Consider the following 15282-nt stretch of genomic DNA (forward strand, 5'->3'; position numbering starts at 1 on the left):
CCACCCTTGGCGTGATCGTGCAGTCGGGTTCCTAGGTGCGCGAAGCCAAAAGAGCCGTGAATGGGCGTCACTCACGGCTCTTCGCTGTGGATCATTAGTCGGCGTTAGCTGGCTTTTCTTTGAAAGCGTTCCATACTTTCCAGGACTGCTTGTTCGGCTGCGGCGCCGTCAAGCCAATCTTCGACCTTCACCCACTTGCCGGTTTCCAGATCCTTATAGTGCTCGAAAAAGTGAGCGATCTGTTTCAGCAGTATTGCCGGAAGGTCATTTAACGTTTTGACGTGCTCATAAAGCCCGCCGTCGATTTTGGGCGCCGGTACCGCCAGCACTTTGTGATCTTCTCCGGATTCGTCGGTCATGGCCAGAATGCCGATGGGCCGTGCTTTGATCACTGATCCGGGGATCAATGGCGCGGGTGTGACCACGAGTACGTCGACGGGGTCACCGTCCAACGCCAATGTCTGGGGGACGTAGCCATAGTTGCAGGGATAGTACATGGCGGTGTTCATGATTCGATCGACCATCAACGCGCCGCTGTCTTTGTCCACTTCGTATTTGACTGGTGCGCCGCCCATGGGTATTTCAATCACGACATTGACCGCTTTGGGGGCCTCTTTTCCCGGGGCAATCCGAGCAAGGTCCATTGAGCACTCCGTTAAAAGGTTGGATGGGTGGAGGTGTTTTGAGAGGTTAAGGGGCACATTATAGCCGCAGGTGCGTCCAAAACCAGTGTATGTTGCCCAATATCGGCTGGCTTTGGGACAACTTTTGCGTCAGTTAAGGGCTTTTTGTTCCGTTGACTTCTTGTTCAACCAAACGGTACGGTAGCGGTCTTTTTTAAACGCCTTTCCGGGATGAGCTTTTGAGACCGTCATAAACCGGCTGAGCCAAGCGGACAGGTCACGCATGGATGAGGATTGCCAATGAGAATCGTGCTCTTGGGTGCGCCCGGGTCCGGAAAGGGCACTCAGGCCAAACTACTGGTAGAAAAATATGGCATACCGCAGGTTTCCACGGGAGATTTGTTGCGTGCGGCGGTCGCGGCTGGAACGCCACTGGGTCAGCGTGCTAAAGCGGCAATGGATGCGGGCGAATTGGTGACGGACGAGGTAGTCCTCGGGATGATTCGGGAACGAGTCGGTGATGAGGACGCCACCAATGGATTCATCTTGGATGGGTTTCCCCGTAACTTGGTTCAGGCCGGCGCGCTAGACAACTTGCTTGCTGATTTGAAACAGCCCGTGGACAAGGCGGTTCACATCAAAGTGGCCTTCGATGAATTGCTCAAGCGCTTGACGGGCCGAAGAACTTGTCAATCCTGTGGGCAGATGTTCAACGTCTACACCTCGCCGCCTAAGGTCGAGGGTGTCTGCGACAAATGTGGCGGTCAGTTGCTTCAGCGCGACGACGATAACGAAGAAACTATTCGTCGCCGTCTGCAGGTCTACGAAGATCAAACCCAGCCTTTGATCGAGTTTTACGAAGATCAAGGCAAGCTGGTGACAGTGCCCGGCTTGGGAGAAATCGACGAGGTGTTTGCGCGCGTTGTTCAATCCTTGGATCGTTAATTGGAACCGGTCCCGGAGTCGGTTGGGGTTTGAGCCCCATCCGGCGCCAGGATCTGAAGTTCTTGGTCCTTGATGGCCAGTTGGCGCTGGCCGGCCAATGTTGCGGTCAGGATTTCTCCAACAGCCTTACTTCGCCAGCCCTGGAGCACGGGGATATCCCGCTGGCCGTCAACCAAGGCTTCGAGCTCGCGACGGGTCGCCAGCAGCGCCGGGCTGATATCCAGTTCCACACCTTTTTTCCGGACCACGGCCGAGAGGATATCCACCACCGATTGTTGGTCCTCGTCCAGCACTTTTCCCCGGTTCGGTACCTCAAGCGGCTTCTCAGCGCCTTCCGAGATCAGCTCGAGCAGCGTGCTGCCATAATCGCTCAGCAGTTTGGCCTGAATTCCGCGGATGCGGGTCATGTCGTCGATACCCTTCGGTAAACGCTGAGCCAAGTCCACTAAGCTTTCGTCTTTCACAATCCATTGTCGGGGTCGGTTGATGCGTTGGGCCAGCGACTCGCGCCACTCGGCCAGGGCACGCAGCGCCCCTAACTGCCGCGGTTTAAGCCGATGGCTGCGGCCGATGCGTTGCCATGCCTCAGCGGGTCGGGTTTGGTACCGATCCGGATCACTGAGAGCGGCAAAATCGGCCTTCAGCCAATCCATGCGTCCCCGCTCACGCAACTCCGAACTCAAGGTTTCGTACAACGGAACGAGATAGCGCACATCGTCTTCGGCATACGCGAGTTCTTCGGCGCTCAATGGCCGCCGGCACCAGTCACTGCGGGTGTGGTGCTTGGTAAGTTGAATTCCCAGCCGTTGTTCGACCAGGCGTCCGTAGCCCACCTGATGCCCATAACCGAGTAGGGCGGCGGCCAGTTGGGTGTCGAAAATCGGGCGGGGCATGTGCGCCGGCGCCAGCTGATGGAAAATCTCCATGTCCTGGGTGCCGGAGTGAAGGATCTTGACGATCCGCTCATCGGTGAACAACTCCAGTAAGGGTTCGAGCGTCGGTAGTGCCAGCGGGTCGATACAGGCCACGGCTTGGTCGGTGGCCGCCTGGATCAGGCACAGTTGCGGATAGTAGGTTTTTTCCCGGATGAATTCGGTATCCAGTGCCAGGCAGGCTCGGTCCTTGGCATGATCACACCATGCCTCGAGCGCCTCGGGATGCTGAATGAAATCGGAGTGGTCGTTCACGGGGGGTTCCAATTGGCGGAGCGGTGTACAAAAACTGCTATGATGCCACGATTCTGAATTGAGGATCTAAGACGACGTGCGAATCCACATTCTTGGAATCTGCGGCACCTTCATGGGAGGTGTTGCGGCGCTCGCCCAAGCCGCCGGTCATCGGGTCACCGGTTCGGATGAGCATGTTTACCCGCCGATGAGTGAGCAGCTTCGCTCCCTGGGGATCGAGTTGTACCAGGGCTATTTGCCGGAGCATCTGCAGCCGGAGCCGGATGTGGTGATCGTCGGTAACGTCATTTCACGTGGCAATCCGGCCTTGGAATATGCGTTGGATCGAGGCATGGACCTCATGTCCGGGCCGGAGTGGCTAGCCCGCCATGTTCTTCGCGATCGCTGGGTTCTGGCCGTTGCCGGTACGCATGGCAAGACCACCACCACCAGCCTGCTGACTCACATCCTCGACCGCGTGGGTTTATCCCCGGGGTTTTTGGTCGGCGGCGTGCCAACTGGCTTCGGCGTGTCTGCCCGCTTGGGTGAAGGCCCTTTTTTTGTCGTCGAGGCGGATGAGTACGACACGGCTTTTTTCGATAAGCGGGCGAAATTCGTTCACTACCGGCCGCGCACGCTGATCTTGAATAACTTGGAACACGATCACACTGATATCTATCCGGATTTGGATTCGCTTTATCGCCAGTTTCACCATGTGGTGCGCACGGTTCCGTCCTCCGGGCAGATTGTTGTCAACGGGCTGGATCGCCGGCTCGACCACGTATTGGAGATGGGGTGTTGGACCCCGGTTGTGCGTTTCGGCGCCGACGATAGTTGGCACGCTCAACTGATCGAGCGGGACGGATCCGCCTTTCGGGTGTGCGAGGCAGGCACGCCGGTGGGCGAAGTTCGCTGGGCGCTGTTTGGTCAGCATAACGTGGCCAACGCGTTGGCTGCGGTTCTGGCGGCGCGCCACGCCGGCGTACCGGTAGCGGAGGGCTGTCGGGCGCTATCGGATTTCAGCGGCGTTCGGCGACGTCTGGAGCACCGGGGCGAAGCCGGTGGGGTGGCGGTTTACGACGATTTTGCCCACCATCCCACGGCTATCGAATTGGGTATCGATGCTTTGAAACGTCGGGTGGGCAACCGCCGGGTTTTGGCGGTCTTGGAACTGCGATCGAACTCTATGCGCCTGGGTGCGCATCGGGATAGTTTGGCCCACTCGCTCCTCGGTGCCGATCACAGTTTCGTGGTTCCGGGCGCGGGAATCAGTTGGGATGTGGCCGCCACTTTGGCGCCGCTTGGTGCGCACGCGACGGTGTGTCCGGACGTCGACGCCACCATCTCGGCCGTATTGTCCAGCGCTCGGCCCAACGATCAAATTCTGGTGATGAGCAACGGGGGGTTCGGTGGGATTCATGAGCGGTTACTCGCCGAGCTGGCTGGTCGCGAGGCGGGTCAGTGAGTCGTCTCCCGATCGCGGTGGCCTGGACCGGTGCCTCGGGATCCGCCTACGGGCTGCGCTTGGTTGAGTGTTTGCTTAAGGCCGATGAGCAGGTCTATCTGATGGTTTCCAAGCCGGCCCTGTTGGTCTTGAACGAAGAGTGTGAGCCGCCCTTGCCGGGCCGTCGCGCCGAGATGCGGCGGGCCTTGTTGAGCCGATTCGGGGCGCGGGACGAGCAGTTGCAGGTTTACGGTCAGGATGAGTGGACCGCACCGGTAGCCAGCGGATCAGCGCTGTTGCGGGCGATGGTGGTCTGTCCGTGTAGTATGGCGACCTTATCGGCAATTGCCGTCGGATCCAGCCGCAGTTTGATTGAACGCGCCGCCGACGTGGTGTTGAAAGAGCAACGCAAGTTGATTCTGGTCCCCCGAGAGACCCCGTTTTCGGCTATCCATCTCGAGAACATGTTGGCGTTGGCCCGCATGGGGACTGTCATTTTGCCGGCGAATCCCGGTTTTTATCATCGCCCCACGCGAATCGAGGACCTGGTAGATTTCGTTGTCGCCCGGGTGCTCGATCAGTTGGGTGTGGCCAATGATCTGGCCACCCGTTGGGGCCGAAGTTCTGTGGGATAGCCCGACCGCGGTCCGCAGCGGTTTTGTCAGCAGGAGGGTTCATGACCAACGCGACCATACCCCTCTTTCCACTCAACACGGTTCTATTCCCCGGTGGTGAGTTGCCGCTGCGGATTTTCGAGCCACGCTATCTATCGATGGTGGCCCATTGTGTTAGGGAAGAGACCTGTTTCGGCATCGTGCTGATCGAATCAGGGCGAGAAGTCGGTGGTGAAGCCCGAACGCACGCCATCGGGACGCTGGCACGCATTGTCGACTGGTGTCCGTTGCCCGGAAACATGTTGGGCATTAGTGTGCGCGGGGAGCAACGATTCCGTATTCTGGCTCAACATGTCCAGCGCGATTATCTGCAAGTGGCGGAAGTGAGTGTACTATCGCCGGAACCGCAAGCGGTGGTTCCACCCGAGTACGAAGAGGTGATCGCTTATTTGGATCGATCGTCAGATGAGGGCGAGTTCGGCGCCAAGCGCTCGCACGATTCTGCCCGGGATGCCTCCTGGGTGGGTTTTCGGTTGGCGGAATACCTGGCTTTCTCGCCCTTGCAGCAGCAACTGATGCTGGAGCTTCGCGACCCCATCGATCGGCTTGAGCGGCTCATGCCGATTCTAAGCGCTCTGTTTCGGCAGAAACGATAAGCCGCTTAGGAGACCAGGGCCGCGAAGGTTTCGTCCGCGGCCAGTAAGGTGGCCGCCAGTTCCCCCTCCCCATGCATCGCCGAGACGAATCCCGCCTCGAACGCCGACGGCGCGAGGTAAACACCGCGCTCTAACATCCCGTGGAAGAAGCGACGAAAACGTGCTTGATCGGCCGCGACAACTTGCTCGTAGTAGTGAATGGCCTCATCTGCGGTGAAAAACAGCCCGAACATACCGCCGACGTGGGTCGTGGCAAGTGGTATGCCGTGGGCTTCAGCACGCTCTTTTAGGCCGTCGGCCAAGCGCCCGGTGACGTTGTCCAGACGGGTAAAAAACGCCGGATCGGAGATGATGTTCAGCGTGGTCAGCCCGGCGGTCATGGCCAGGGGGTTGCCCGACAGCGTGCCGGCTTGATAGACGGGGCCGGTCGGTGCCAGTTGATCCATAATCTCGGCCCTTCCGCCAAAGGCACCGACCGGCATTCCGCCACCGATGACTTTTCCCAGCGTGGTCAAGTCCGGCGTCACCTTGTAGTGGGCCTGCGCACCGCCCAGTGCGACCCGAAAGCCGGTCATGACTTCATCGAAAATCAGCACGCTGCCGAATTGATCGCACTGTTCCCGTAGGCATTCGAGAAACCCGGCCGCCGGCGGTATGCAATTCATGTTGCCGGCCACCGGCTCGACGATCACGCAGGCAATGTGTTCGCCCCATTGGGCGAAGCACTGCCGAACCGCTTCGATATCGTTGAAACGCAGTGTCAGCGTGTGTTCCGCCAAGTCTTTGGGTACGCCGGCCGAGGTCGGTACGCCGAGGGTCAGTGCTCCGGAGCCGGCTTTGACCAGCAGGCTGTCTGCGTGGCCGTGGTAGCAGCCTTCGAACTTGACGATCTTGTCCCGTCCGGTGAATCCGCGCGCCAGGCGAATGGCGCTCATCGTGGCCTCGGTTCCGGAGTTGACGAACCGAACTCTTTGGATCGATGGAACCAGCTGGCAGACCTTGCGCGCCATCTGAGTTTCGAGCCCGGTGGGCGCGCCGAAACTTAGGCCGCGGGCGGTGGCCTGTTGAACGGCGGTGACCACTTCCGGGTGAGCATGGCCGAGGATCATCGGCCCCCAGGAGCCGACGTAATCGATATAGCGCTTGCCCTCGACGTCGAACACGTACGGGCCCTGCGCATGATCGACGAAAACCGGGGTGCCGCCGACGCCGTTGAACGCGCGAACCGGAGAGTTGACACCTCCGGGCAGGTAGCGTTGTGCTTCTTCGAACATCGCTTTTGAATTGGGCATTTTCGTTTCCTTTTCTCTGGCGGCGCCGGACCGGCGAGTCCATCGAACAAATTCTCTACCGGAAGACCATGCATCCGTGGAATCACGGTTGTTGATGATTTTCGCCGCGTTGGCGATGGGTCAACTCAATCGCTCTCACCGGTCGTGGTGAACTGCGCTGTGTAACGTTGCGCTGTGGCCACCGGGTCGCCGGCGGCCAGACCCCCGATGACGGCCACCATATCCGCGCCGGCGGCGATCAATGTGGCCGTATTCTCCGGCGTAATGCCACCGATTGCCACAATCGGGACGTTCAGCCGCTCTCGTGCGCGGCGCAGCAACTCAAGTGGTGCCGGTACCGCTTGGGGCTTGGTCATGGACGGGAAAAAGCGTCCGAATGCGACATAGTCGGCACCCGCGAGGACGGCCGACTCGGCGCGCTCCAGGCTGTCGTAACACGACACCCCGATGAGTGCATCGTCGCCCAACTGATGCCGTGCCCACACAAGGTCGGCATCGTCCCGGCCCAGGTGGACGCCCCCGGCCCGCGTAACAGCGGCCAATGCCACATCGTCGTTCACGATCACCCGAACCTGCCACGGCCGACACAGTTCGAGCAGCTGTTCGACCTCCCGTCGGCGGCGCATCTCTCCCGGGTTCTTGTCCCGGTACTGTACTAGCGTGGTGCCGCCGGCGAGATAGCCCGCAACCCGTGCTTCCAGCGCGGTGGATTGTCCGTCGGTAATGGCATATAGGCCGCGAAGCCGCCGATGAGCTGGCGATGCCATTAGCGTCGGTCGGCAGCCCAAAACAGTCGATTGGGAATCGAGTGTCCATGCCCCGGTCGATAACCGGTTTTCAACGCGTCCCAGACATAGAGCTGCGCTTGGTGGACGGCGGCGGGTGTGGTGTGTCCCTGCGCCAAGAGTCCCGCCACAGCGCTGGCGAGGGTGCATCCGGAACCATGAAACTCACCGCTCAGGCGGGGCCAGCGATCGACCCGTTCGGTCTGATCGGGTCCAAACAGATAGTTCACCACGTCCGGTCCGGGTTCATCGCCCCCGGTAATCAACGCATACTCGGCGCCAGTGGCCAGCAGGGCCCGGCCGCATTGAGCGAGATCGTCACGGTTGTCGGTCAAGGCGCGCGCCTCGACCACGTTGGGTGTGACCACCGTCGCTAGGGGAATTAAAGCCTCACGCAGTACGGGCATCACATCCGTATCGGCCAATTGTGCACCCCCGGTGGCGATCAGCACCGGATCGAGCACCAGCGGAATATCGCCATGCCGCGCCAACAGTTTGGCGATAGCCCGGGCGATATCGGCGCTGCCCAAAAGACCGATCTTGACGGCGCTGAAGGGGATGTCAGCCAACACGGCTTCGGCTTGTGCGATCACTTGTTCCACCGGCAAGGGGTAGACCGCGTGAGCGTTGACGGTGTCTTGCGCGGTAATGGTGGTGACGACAGTGGCCGGATGGCAGCCCATACTGACAATCGCCTCGATATCCGCTTGAATACCCGCGCCACCGCTGGGATCGTGGCCCGCGATGACCAGGACAGCTGGGTTGGGGTCGGCCGTATTCATTGTCTTGGAATTTTAGCATTGTTCGCTCTGTCCGGCTTCGGCTGCGAAGGTGCCTGTGCGAGAATGACTGCCTTTGTTTGCGGGGCCTGTGCCACATCCTGCCGGCAAGTGCCTGATGCACGGGTTCGATTTTGAGGAGCGCATGTTTTAGCAATGAGCAAAGGGGAATTTCGCACGTATATGTGTGTGATCTGCGGTTTTGTCTACGACGAAGCCCAAGGCGATCCCGAGAGCGGATTGCCACCGGGAACCCGCTGGGAAGACGTACCGGTGACCTGGACCTGCCCGGATTGTGGGGCGACCAAAGACGAATTCGAGATGATCGAAATTTAAGTTCCACGGCGTAGCGCGTAAAACCGCGGGCGAGACGCCTGAAACCAAGGAGTGTATGCGTGTGCGGGAGTTGGTTGTCGGCGGTGTCCGCTCAGGCAAGAGCCGGCACGGCGAAGCCCGTGCCCGGAGCGCCGGTGGTCGGGTGACCTATATTGCCACCGCCACTGCGGGAGATGCCGAAATGGCGGCGCGCATTGCGATGCACCGCCAGCAAAGGCCCGATGCCTGGCATTTGGTGGAAGAGCCTTTGGCGCTGGGTGAGGTGTTGGCGCAACGCGCCGGTGAGTCGGAGGTGTTGCTGGTGGATTGCCTGGCACTTTGGGTTTCCAATTTACTCCATGCCGGGGAAGCGCAATGGATGGACGAGCGCGCCCGGCTGCTCGAGGTGCTCCCCGTTCTGCCCGGACGCATCATTTTGATTAGCAACGAGGTGGGGATGGGCATCGTGCCTGCCAATGCTCTGGCCCGCCGATTTGCCGACGAGTTGGGCTGGTTGAACCAAGCGGTTGCGGCGCTGTGCGAGCGGGTGACGATGATGGCCGCCGGACTGCCCTTGGTGGTCAAATCCGAGGCGTCCGGCCTATGAGTTGGTGGATTCAGCCGCCGCCAGAGCCCGATCAGGCCATCGCCGGGGCCGCGACCCATCGCCAGCGTGTGCTCACCAAACCGCCCGGCGCCCTGGGTCGATTGGAAACGCTGGCCATCCGTCTGGCGGCGCAGCAGGCCCGGCCGAATCCTATGGTGGACCGGGTATTTGTCGCGGTTTTCGCCGCCGACCACGGCGTGGTCGCGCGCGGCGTCTCGGTCTTTCCCCAGGCGGTCACGGTTCAGATGCTGCGCAATTTCGTACAAGGCGGCGCCGCCATCAGCGTGCTGGCTCGCCAGTGGGATGCGAGCTTGGAGGTGGTCGATGTCGGCACCTGCGCGGCTGAACCGGTGTCCGGCGTTATCGATGCCCGTATCGCATCCGGCACCGCGGATTTCGTCATTGCACCAGCGATGTCGTCCCATCAATGTGAGCAGGCGCTGGGTGCGGGCCGGGCATCGGTCGATCGAGCTGTCCGGGACGGCGCTCGGCTGTATATCGGCGGAGAGATGGGGATCGGCAATACCACGGTCGCCAGCGCCTTGGCCTGCGCCTTGATGGGCGAAAGCCCCCAGGGGATTGTGGGGCCGGGGACCGGTCTGGATGCCGATGGCGTGGCCCGCAAGGCGGCCGTGGTGGCACAGGCTTTGCGGCGGCATCAGGCGGTTGCAGGCCGTCCGTTGTCGGTGTTGGCTAGCCTGGGCGGGTTTGAGATCGCAGCGTTGACCGGCGCCTTTATTGCTGCGGCGCAAGAGCGTTTGCCAGTCTTGGTGGACGGCTTTATCGCTTCGGTGGCGGCGCTGGCGGCGGTAAAAATACAACCGGGCGTTGGCTCGTGGCTGCATTTTGCGCACCGATCCGCCGAGCCGGGACACCAAACTATACTGGAAGCGCTGGAGGCCGAACCGCTTTTGGATCTCGGCATGCGTCTGGGCGAGGGCAGTGGTGCGGCCGTTGCGATCCCTTTGCTGCGGGCCGCTTGTGCACTCCATAACAAGATGGCGACCTTCGAAGAAGCAAGCGTTGCCGACGGGGGATAAGATGGAAAATTCGATCCTGGTGGATCTGCTGCGCCATGGCGAAGCGGCTGGCGGTGCTCTGTACCGTGGCCGGCAGGACGATCCTTTGAGCCCGAACGGATGGCAGCAGATGCGCGAAGCGGTGACGGGGGGCGGTCCCTGGCAAGCTATCATCAGCTCCGATCTTCGACGTTGCGCCGATTTTGCCTTGGAACTGTCGGATCAGTTGAGTGTTCCACTTTACTCCGAGCCGCACTGGCGGGAGTTGGATTTCGGGCGATGGGAAGGGCGAACGGCGGAGGATATTCTGGCGGAGGATGCGGAGGCGCTGGGCGCGTTCTGGCGCGATCCGGTCTCGACCCATCCGCCGGGTGGCGAGCGGTTGAGCGTGTTCGCCGAGCGGGTCCTAAGCGCGTGGGATCGATGGCTGCCGGAGATGAGCGGCGGCCGCTGGCTGTTGGTGGTCCACGGTGGTGTCATCCGGGTGTTGCTGGCCCATGTTCTGGGGATGTCACTTTCGAATTTGTTGCGGATTGAGGTTCCCTACGCCTGCCGATCCACCCTTTTGATTCCGACCGCCGGCGAAGGGATGGAATCTCGGCTGTTGTCCCATGGCGCGTAGCACGCGCGCGCTGCTGCTTGCCATTGGATTTCTTACCCGTTTGCCTTCTCCGGCGGTCCGCGAACCTCAATCGGCCGAGTTCGGTTTGGCCGTAGCTTTTTATCCGGCGGTGGGGCTGCTCATCGGTTTGCTGCTGGGCTCGGTGGCGATGGCGGGAAGCGCGCTGTGGCTGGCTGGCCTGATCACGGCGGCGCTTGTGGTGGCTGGTTGGGTTGCGGTGACCGGCGCTTTGCATTTGGACGGCGTGGCCGACACCGCTGATGGCTGGTTAGGCGGTCAGGGCGATCGCGAAAAGACCCTCGCTATCATGCGCGACTCCCGTTCCGGTGCGGCCGCTGTGGTGGCGGTCAGCACGCTGCTGCTGCTCAAGTTCGCTGCCGTTGCCTCCCTGATCGACCTCGGAGTTTCTCTTTGGAAACCGTTGTTGGCCGCTACCGTGGCCGGTCGGATGGCCCTGACAGCGCTACTGCTCACCACCCGTTACGCCCGGTCCACGGGCTTGGGTTCCGTTTTTTCCGACCAGCTGCCAAGGGGGATCGCTTGGTTGTCGGTGGCGGTGAGCGGCGTGTTTTTGCTGGTGCTCTGTGGGTGGCTTGGCGCAGGGGTGTTGCTGCTGGCCGCCGGTGGCGTTTTTGTGTTCTGGCGTGGCTGGATGTGCCGCCGGTTGGGCGGCTTCACCGGCGATACTGCTGGCGCCATGACGGAGCTGATTGAGCTGACCACATTGCTGGCCTGGGCGGCATCGGTTGCCTGAACGCTAAGGGTTGCAGTGATGCGATTCCGGCAATTCCAGAATTCGTTCGAGGTCCAGATGGGACTCTACCGTGTCGGCCAGGCGTTCCAGTTGTGCTTCGCGCTGAGCTGCGTAGTCTTCGGTGGGAGCGTCACTGGCCTGCCAGCCGCAACGGGCCAGGATGGCCGTCAACGTCGGGTCCTGGTCGAACAGGCCGTGGACGTAGGTACCCATGAGCTGGCCGTCTTCGGAGACCGCGCCGTCTGCAAGCCCATCCAGCCACCCAAACGGGCGTTCCAATGCCTTCCCGGTAGACACCCCGTGGTGGATTTCGTAGCCGCGTAGCGGCGCGTTGGAAAAAGCCAGTCGGCCGGTGACTTGTTTTAGAATCTTCTGCGGGGCGAGCCGCGTTTCCATGTCGAGATATCCCAGGCCGGGTTGCGAGCCCTTTGCGCCTTCGATGCCGCGCGGGTCGTGAATTTGTCGGCCCAGCATTTGAAAGCCGCCACAGATTCCCAAAACGTGGCCGCCGTAGCGAAGGTGGCGCCGAATGGCGTTTTCCCAGTTTTGCCGGCGCAACCAGTCCAGATCACCCGGGACATTTTTGCTGCCCGGCAGGATCACCAAGTCAGCCGCGGGTATGGTTTGATTGGGGCCGACGAAGCGCAGATCTACATCCGCACGTGCCCGCAGCGGGTCGAAGTCGGTGTGATTGCTGATGTGGGGCAGGGCGGGGACGATGATGCGAAACCGGTCGGCTCCTCCCTCCTTTTGATGGGTGGCAATGGCGTCCTCGCTATCGAGCATCAAACCGTGCAGGTAGGGCAGGACGCCGAACACGGGTCGTTGGCTGTAGGTCTCCAACCATTCGATCCCGGGCTTCAATAAATCCAGGTCGCCGCGAAAACGGTTGATCACAAATCCGCGCACCCGCGCCTGTTCGCTGGGGGAGAGCAGCTCCAGGGTGCCGATCAGGTGGGCGAAGACGCCGCCACGGTCGATGTCCGCGACCAGTATGACCGGGCAATCCACGGCCTCGGCAAAACCCATGTTGGCGATGTCGTTCTGTCGCAGGTTGATTTCGGCCGGACTGCCCGCGCCTTCCACCAGGATGAACTGGTGGGTGTTCGCGAGTCGCCGGTGGGCTCCGAGCACGATCTCCATTGCGCGCGACTTGTATTCCTGGTAACTCTTCGCCAGCATCGTTCCCACCGCTTGGCCCAGCACGATGACCTGGGCGCCGCAATCACTGTGGGGTTTGAGTAAGATCGGGTTCATATCGCGGTGAGCGGCAAGGCCGCAGGCTTGGGCTTGCAGGGCCTGGGCCCGGCCGATCTCGTCGCCTTCGGCGGTCACCGCGCTGTTCAGCGCCATGTTTTGCGGCTTGAACGGGGCGACATCGATGCCCCGGCGATAGAGGGCACGGCCCAGGGCCGACACCAGCGTGCTTTTGCCGGCGTCGGAGGTCGTCCCCTGAATCATGAGTGTGTCAGCAGGCATGGGGGTATTGTGACACCTCCAGTCGCCCGATCGGTATTCGAAGTGCGAGGCCCGCAACGGGTGAAAGGAAGTGAAATGCAGGACGTCTTGCTGAATCGCGTGATGGCTTTGGTAAATGACGTGCATCCCATGGTTGCCATCTGTGCCGCGGCGCTGCTGATTGACTGGCTGTTCGGTGAGCCTCGATTCGCTCATCCGCTGGTGGGATTCGGGCGCATGGCCACCCGGGTCGAAGGCCGCTTGAACGATCTATCCTGGTCGTCGCCCTTGCTGCGACGTTTTTACGGACTGTTGGCCGTCTTCTCGCTTGTGGCACCCCCAGTTCTATTGGCGTTTCTGCTAGATGGCTTCTGGTGGGCTCAGTTGGCCGGTTTAAGCTTGGCGCTGGGGGCGCACAGTTTGGTCTCGCACGCCCGGGCAGTGTCTTGGCCCTTGTCCTTGGGGAATGTCCGAATGGCGCGGACAGAAGTGGCCCGGATGGTCAGCCGCGATACCCGGGAGATGGATCAAACGGACGTCTCTCGGGCCGCAATCGAGTCGGTCTTGGAAAATGGCAACGATGCGATTTTCGCTACTCTGTTCTGGTTTGTTGTAGCAGGCCTGCCCGGCGTGGTGCTGCACCGGCTGGTTAACACTTTGGATGCCATGTGGGGATATCGCACGCCGCGATTCAGACATTTTGGCTGGGCCGCGGCGAGGCTGGACGACCTGTTGAACTTGGTCCCGGCGCGCTTGACGGCCTTGAGTTACGCTCTGATGGGGCGTCACCCCGTGATCGCCGTGCGGGAATGGCGGGAGAAAGGGCATTTGTGGGCCAGTCCCAACGCCGGGCCGGTGTTGGCAGCCGGGGCTGGCGCGATGGGGCGACAACTGGGTGGTACGGCCCGTTACGGTGGCTTGACACGCGCCCGGCCGGTGGTGGGGCCGCAAGTGCTGCCGGGTCACCGCGATATTGAACGCGCGTGTCAGCTGGTTCTGCGAAGCGTTTTGTTCTGGTTGCTGGCGATTCTGGTGGGAGCATATGCCCTTGCCTGAGCACGGTGGCCAACTCCGGGCAGCCGTTCAGGCGTTTAATCGGCCGATCGAACAGTGGCTGGATTTGTCCACGGCGATCAATCCGCTTGCCTGGCCAATTCCACCGCTACCGGCCAGTTGTTGGCAGCGCTTGCCGGAACCGGACGACGGCTTAATGGAAGCCGCCACCGCCTACTACGGCACGCGCAATTTGGTCGCCTGCGCTGGCTCTCAGCAAGCGATCCAGATCCTGCCGGAATTGCGCCCGCGCGGCACGGTGGCCGTCCTTGCTCCCACATACAATGAACATGCGCATTGCTGGCAGCAGACCGGACATGCAGTCTCGGAAATCGAATTGAAACAGGCCGATGCGGTCGTGGACGCGGTTGATGTGCTTGTCTGCGTTAATCCGAATAATCCTACCGGTGTCTTGGTTCCGCGCGCTCGCCTAAACGATTGGTGGTCCCGGCTTCAAAAGCGAGGTGGTTGGTTGGTGGTGGACGAGGCGTTTGCCGATGCGGATTCGACCCAATCGCTGATCAGCGAGGCGGGACTGCCCGGTTTGGTGGTGTTGCGGTCCGTGGGTAAGTTTTTCGGTTTGGCCGGTGCACGGGTGGGATTTCTCGCTGCCTGGGCTGAGCTGGCGGCGGCGTTTCGGGCGCGCGTGGGCCCGTGGCCTGTGGCACATCCATCCCGTGAGATCGTGTGGCAGGCATTGCTGGATGTTGAGTGGCAGGCTCAAGCCCGGTCACGCCTTTTCCAAGACAGTCGAAAACTGGCCGAGTTGTTGGCCGGTTGCGGTCTGCCGCCCGCGGGCGGAACCGTGCTTTTTCAATGGTGCCCCAACGCGGCGGCTGGTAGCTGGTACCGGGCCTTGGCCCAACGCGGCGTCTTGGTGCGTCTGTTCGAACACCCCAAAGCACTGCGTTTTGCCTTGCCGGGCACACCGACCAGCTGGCGTCGTTTGGCGCAGGCCTTGGAAGAAGTGGCCGCAGTGTGCCCCACATGAACCGATGGATTCTGGGTTGGCTCGGGTTATGGGTGCTTGTTTGGAGCGGGATGGCCAGCGCCCAAATCACCGTTCGGGATGACTTGGGTTTTGCCGTGGAGTTGGATCGGCCGGCTCAGCGGATTGTGAGTCTGGCACCGCATGTGACCGAGCTGTTGT

General features: G+C 61.3%; 17 protein-coding genes. 11 read left to right on the plus strand and 6 right to left on the minus strand.

Annotation, left to right across the window (positions count from 1 at the left end; genetic code table 11):
* Positions 1-104: 104 nt before the first annotated feature.
* The gene (gene ppa, locus SVU69_07850) at positions 105-644 is read right to left on the minus strand and encodes an inorganic diphosphatase (GenBank protein ID MDY6942913.1); all 540 of its coding nucleotides are present in this window, start codon (positions 642-644) and stop codon (positions 105-107) included.
* 279 nt (positions 645-923) lie between these two features.
* Here ppa and SVU69_07855 point away from each other — a divergent pair, with 279 nt between their 5' ends.
* Positions 924-1568, plus strand: coding sequence for an adenylate kinase (locus SVU69_07855; protein MDY6942914.1), 645 nt, complete (start codon positions 924-926; stop codon positions 1566-1568).
* Here SVU69_07855 and rnd read toward each other — a convergent pair.
* Entirely contained in the window at positions 1565-2755 is a 1191-nt protein-coding gene (rnd, locus tag SVU69_07860; GenBank protein MDY6942915.1) for a ribonuclease D, read from the minus strand. The genes SVU69_07855 and rnd overlap by 4 nt on opposite strands.
* Positions 2756-2831: 76 nt before the next feature.
* Here rnd and mpl point away from each other — a divergent pair, with 76 nt between their 5' ends.
* The 3 genes from mpl to SVU69_07875 are packed head-to-tail and all read left to right on the plus strand — an operon-like array spanning position 2832 to position 5448.
* Positions 2832-4199 carry a UDP-N-acetylmuramate:L-alanyl-gamma-D-glutamyl-meso-diaminopimelate ligase gene (gene mpl / locus SVU69_07865; GenBank protein ID MDY6942916.1) on the plus strand — a complete coding sequence of 456 codons (1368 nt, stop codon included), beginning with the start codon at positions 2832-2834 and terminating at the stop codon, positions 4197-4199.
* Positions 4196-4813, plus strand: a complete 618-nt coding sequence (locus tag SVU69_07870) for a flavin prenyltransferase UbiX (GenBank protein ID MDY6942917.1) — start codon at positions 4196-4198, stop codon at positions 4811-4813. The genes mpl and SVU69_07870 overlap by 4 nt, the downstream gene beginning before the upstream one ends.
* A gap of 41 nt (positions 4814-4854) precedes the next feature.
* On the plus strand, positions 4855-5448 hold the full coding sequence (locus SVU69_07875) for an LON peptidase substrate-binding domain-containing protein (protein ID MDY6942918.1): 594 nt from the start codon (positions 4855-4857) through the stop codon (positions 5446-5448).
* Positions 5449-5453: 5 nt separating this feature from the next.
* Here SVU69_07875 and hemL read toward each other — a convergent pair whose 3' ends face one another.
* From hemL to thiD, 3 genes are all read right to left on the minus strand, one after another.
* Positions 5454-6740, minus strand: coding sequence for a glutamate-1-semialdehyde 2,1-aminomutase (gene hemL, locus SVU69_07880; protein ID MDY6942919.1), 1287 nt, complete (start codon positions 6738-6740; stop codon positions 5454-5456).
* A gap of 125 nt (positions 6741-6865) precedes the next feature.
* Positions 6866-7507 (minus strand): thiamine phosphate synthase, encoded by a 642-nt coding sequence (gene thiE / locus SVU69_07885; GenBank protein ID MDY6942920.1) that lies wholly within the window; start codon positions 7505-7507, stop codon positions 6866-6868.
* Positions 7507-8307: a bifunctional hydroxymethylpyrimidine kinase/phosphomethylpyrimidine kinase gene (gene thiD, locus SVU69_07890; GenBank protein ID MDY6942921.1), complete on the minus strand. Its 801-nt coding sequence runs from the start codon at positions 8305-8307 to the stop codon at positions 7507-7509. Before thiD ends, thiE begins: the two co-directional genes overlap by 1 nt.
* A gap of 153 nt (positions 8308-8460) precedes the next feature.
* Between thiD and SVU69_07895 the strand changes: the two genes are divergently transcribed.
* The 5 genes from SVU69_07895 to cobS all read left to right on the plus strand — a co-directional run bounded on the left by SVU69_07895 (position 8461) and on the right by cobS (position 11621).
* The gene (locus SVU69_07895; GenBank protein MDY6942922.1) at positions 8461-8640 is read left to right on the plus strand and encodes a rubredoxin; all 180 of its coding nucleotides are present in this window, start codon (positions 8461-8463) and stop codon (positions 8638-8640) included.
* A gap of 61 nt (positions 8641-8701) precedes the next feature.
* Positions 8702-9226, plus strand: a complete 525-nt coding sequence (gene cobU, locus SVU69_07900; protein MDY6942923.1) for a bifunctional adenosylcobinamide kinase/adenosylcobinamide-phosphate guanylyltransferase — start codon at positions 8702-8704, stop codon at positions 9224-9226.
* Positions 9223-10266 carry a nicotinate-nucleotide--dimethylbenzimidazole phosphoribosyltransferase gene (gene cobT, locus SVU69_07905; GenBank protein MDY6942924.1) on the plus strand — a complete coding sequence of 348 codons (1044 nt, stop codon included), beginning with the start codon at positions 9223-9225 and terminating at the stop codon, positions 10264-10266. Before cobU ends, cobT begins: the two co-directional genes overlap by 4 nt.
* A 1-nt stretch (position 10267) precedes the next feature.
* The gene (gene cobC / locus SVU69_07910; protein MDY6942925.1) at positions 10268-10867 is read left to right on the plus strand and encodes an alpha-ribazole phosphatase family protein; all 600 of its coding nucleotides are present in this window, start codon (positions 10268-10270) and stop codon (positions 10865-10867) included.
* Positions 10857-11621 (plus strand): adenosylcobinamide-GDP ribazoletransferase, encoded by a 765-nt coding sequence (gene cobS / locus SVU69_07915; GenBank protein ID MDY6942926.1) that lies wholly within the window; start codon positions 10857-10859, stop codon positions 11619-11621. The genes cobC and cobS overlap by 11 nt, the downstream gene beginning before the upstream one ends.
* A gap of 3 nt (positions 11622-11624) precedes the next feature.
* On the opposite strand, the gene SVU69_07920 is transcribed toward cobS, so the two are convergent.
* Complete coding sequence (locus SVU69_07920; GenBank protein MDY6942927.1) at positions 11625-13100, minus strand: cobyric acid synthase; 1476 nt, start codon at positions 13098-13100, stop codon at positions 11625-11627.
* Between the two features lie 102 nt (positions 13101-13202).
* Here SVU69_07920 and cbiB point away from each other — a divergent pair, with 102 nt between their 5' ends.
* The gene (gene cbiB, locus SVU69_07925; GenBank protein MDY6942928.1) at positions 13203-14135 is read left to right on the plus strand and encodes an adenosylcobinamide-phosphate synthase CbiB; all 933 of its coding nucleotides are present in this window, start codon (positions 13203-13205) and stop codon (positions 14133-14135) included.
* Positions 14122-15123: a threonine-phosphate decarboxylase CobD gene (gene cobD / locus SVU69_07930; protein MDY6942929.1), complete on the plus strand. Its 1002-nt coding sequence runs from the start codon at positions 14122-14124 to the stop codon at positions 15121-15123. The genes cbiB and cobD overlap by 14 nt, the downstream gene beginning before the upstream one ends.
* Positions 15124-15282 lie beyond the last annotated feature (159 nt).

The sequence above is a fragment of the Pseudomonadota bacterium genome (genome assembly GCA_034189865.1).
In the GTDB taxonomy this organism is placed as follows: Bacteria; Pseudomonadota; Gammaproteobacteria; order UBA5335; family UBA5335; genus JAXHTV01.

Bases quoted from the DNA above. Each gene is read 5' to 3' on its own strand.
- cobD (MDY6942929.1), top strand. From the start codon at position 14,122: ATGCCCTTGCCTGAGCACGGTGGCCAACTCCGGGCAGCCGTTCAGGCG.
- ppa (MDY6942913.1), bottom strand. From the start codon at position 644: ATGGACCTTGCTCGGATTGCCCCGGGAAAAGAGGCCCCCAAAGCGGTC.
- SVU69_07895 (MDY6942922.1), top strand. From the start codon at position 8,461: ATGAGCAAAGGGGAATTTCGCACGTATATGTGTGTGATCTGCGGTTTT.
- cobS (MDY6942926.1), top strand. From the start codon at position 10,857: ATGGCGCGTAGCACGCGCGCGCTGCTGCTTGCCATTGGATTTCTTACC.
- SVU69_07855 (MDY6942914.1), top strand. From the start codon at position 924: ATGAGAATCGTGCTCTTGGGTGCGCCCGGGTCCGGAAAGGGCACTCAG.
- SVU69_07920 (MDY6942927.1), bottom strand. From the start codon at position 13,100: ATGCCTGCTGACACACTCATGATTCAGGGGACGACCTCCGACGCCGGC.
- hemL (MDY6942919.1), bottom strand. From the start codon at position 6,740: ATGCCCAATTCAAAAGCGATGTTCGAAGAAGCACAACGCTACCTGCCC.
- SVU69_07875 (MDY6942918.1), top strand. From the start codon at position 4,855: ATGACCAACGCGACCATACCCCTCTTTCCACTCAACACGGTTCTATTC.
- thiE (MDY6942920.1), bottom strand. From the start codon at position 7,507: ATGGCATCGCCAGCTCATCGGCGGCTTCGCGGCCTATATGCCATTACC.
- cbiB (MDY6942928.1), top strand. From the start codon at position 13,203: ATGGCTTTGGTAAATGACGTGCATCCCATGGTTGCCATCTGTGCCGCG.
- thiD (MDY6942921.1), bottom strand. From the start codon at position 8,307: ATGAATACGGCCGACCCCAACCCAGCTGTCCTGGTCATCGCGGGCCAC.
- cobT (MDY6942924.1), top strand. From the start codon at position 9,223: ATGAGTTGGTGGATTCAGCCGCCGCCAGAGCCCGATCAGGCCATCGCC.
- cobC (MDY6942925.1), top strand. From the start codon at position 10,268: ATGGAAAATTCGATCCTGGTGGATCTGCTGCGCCATGGCGAAGCGGCT.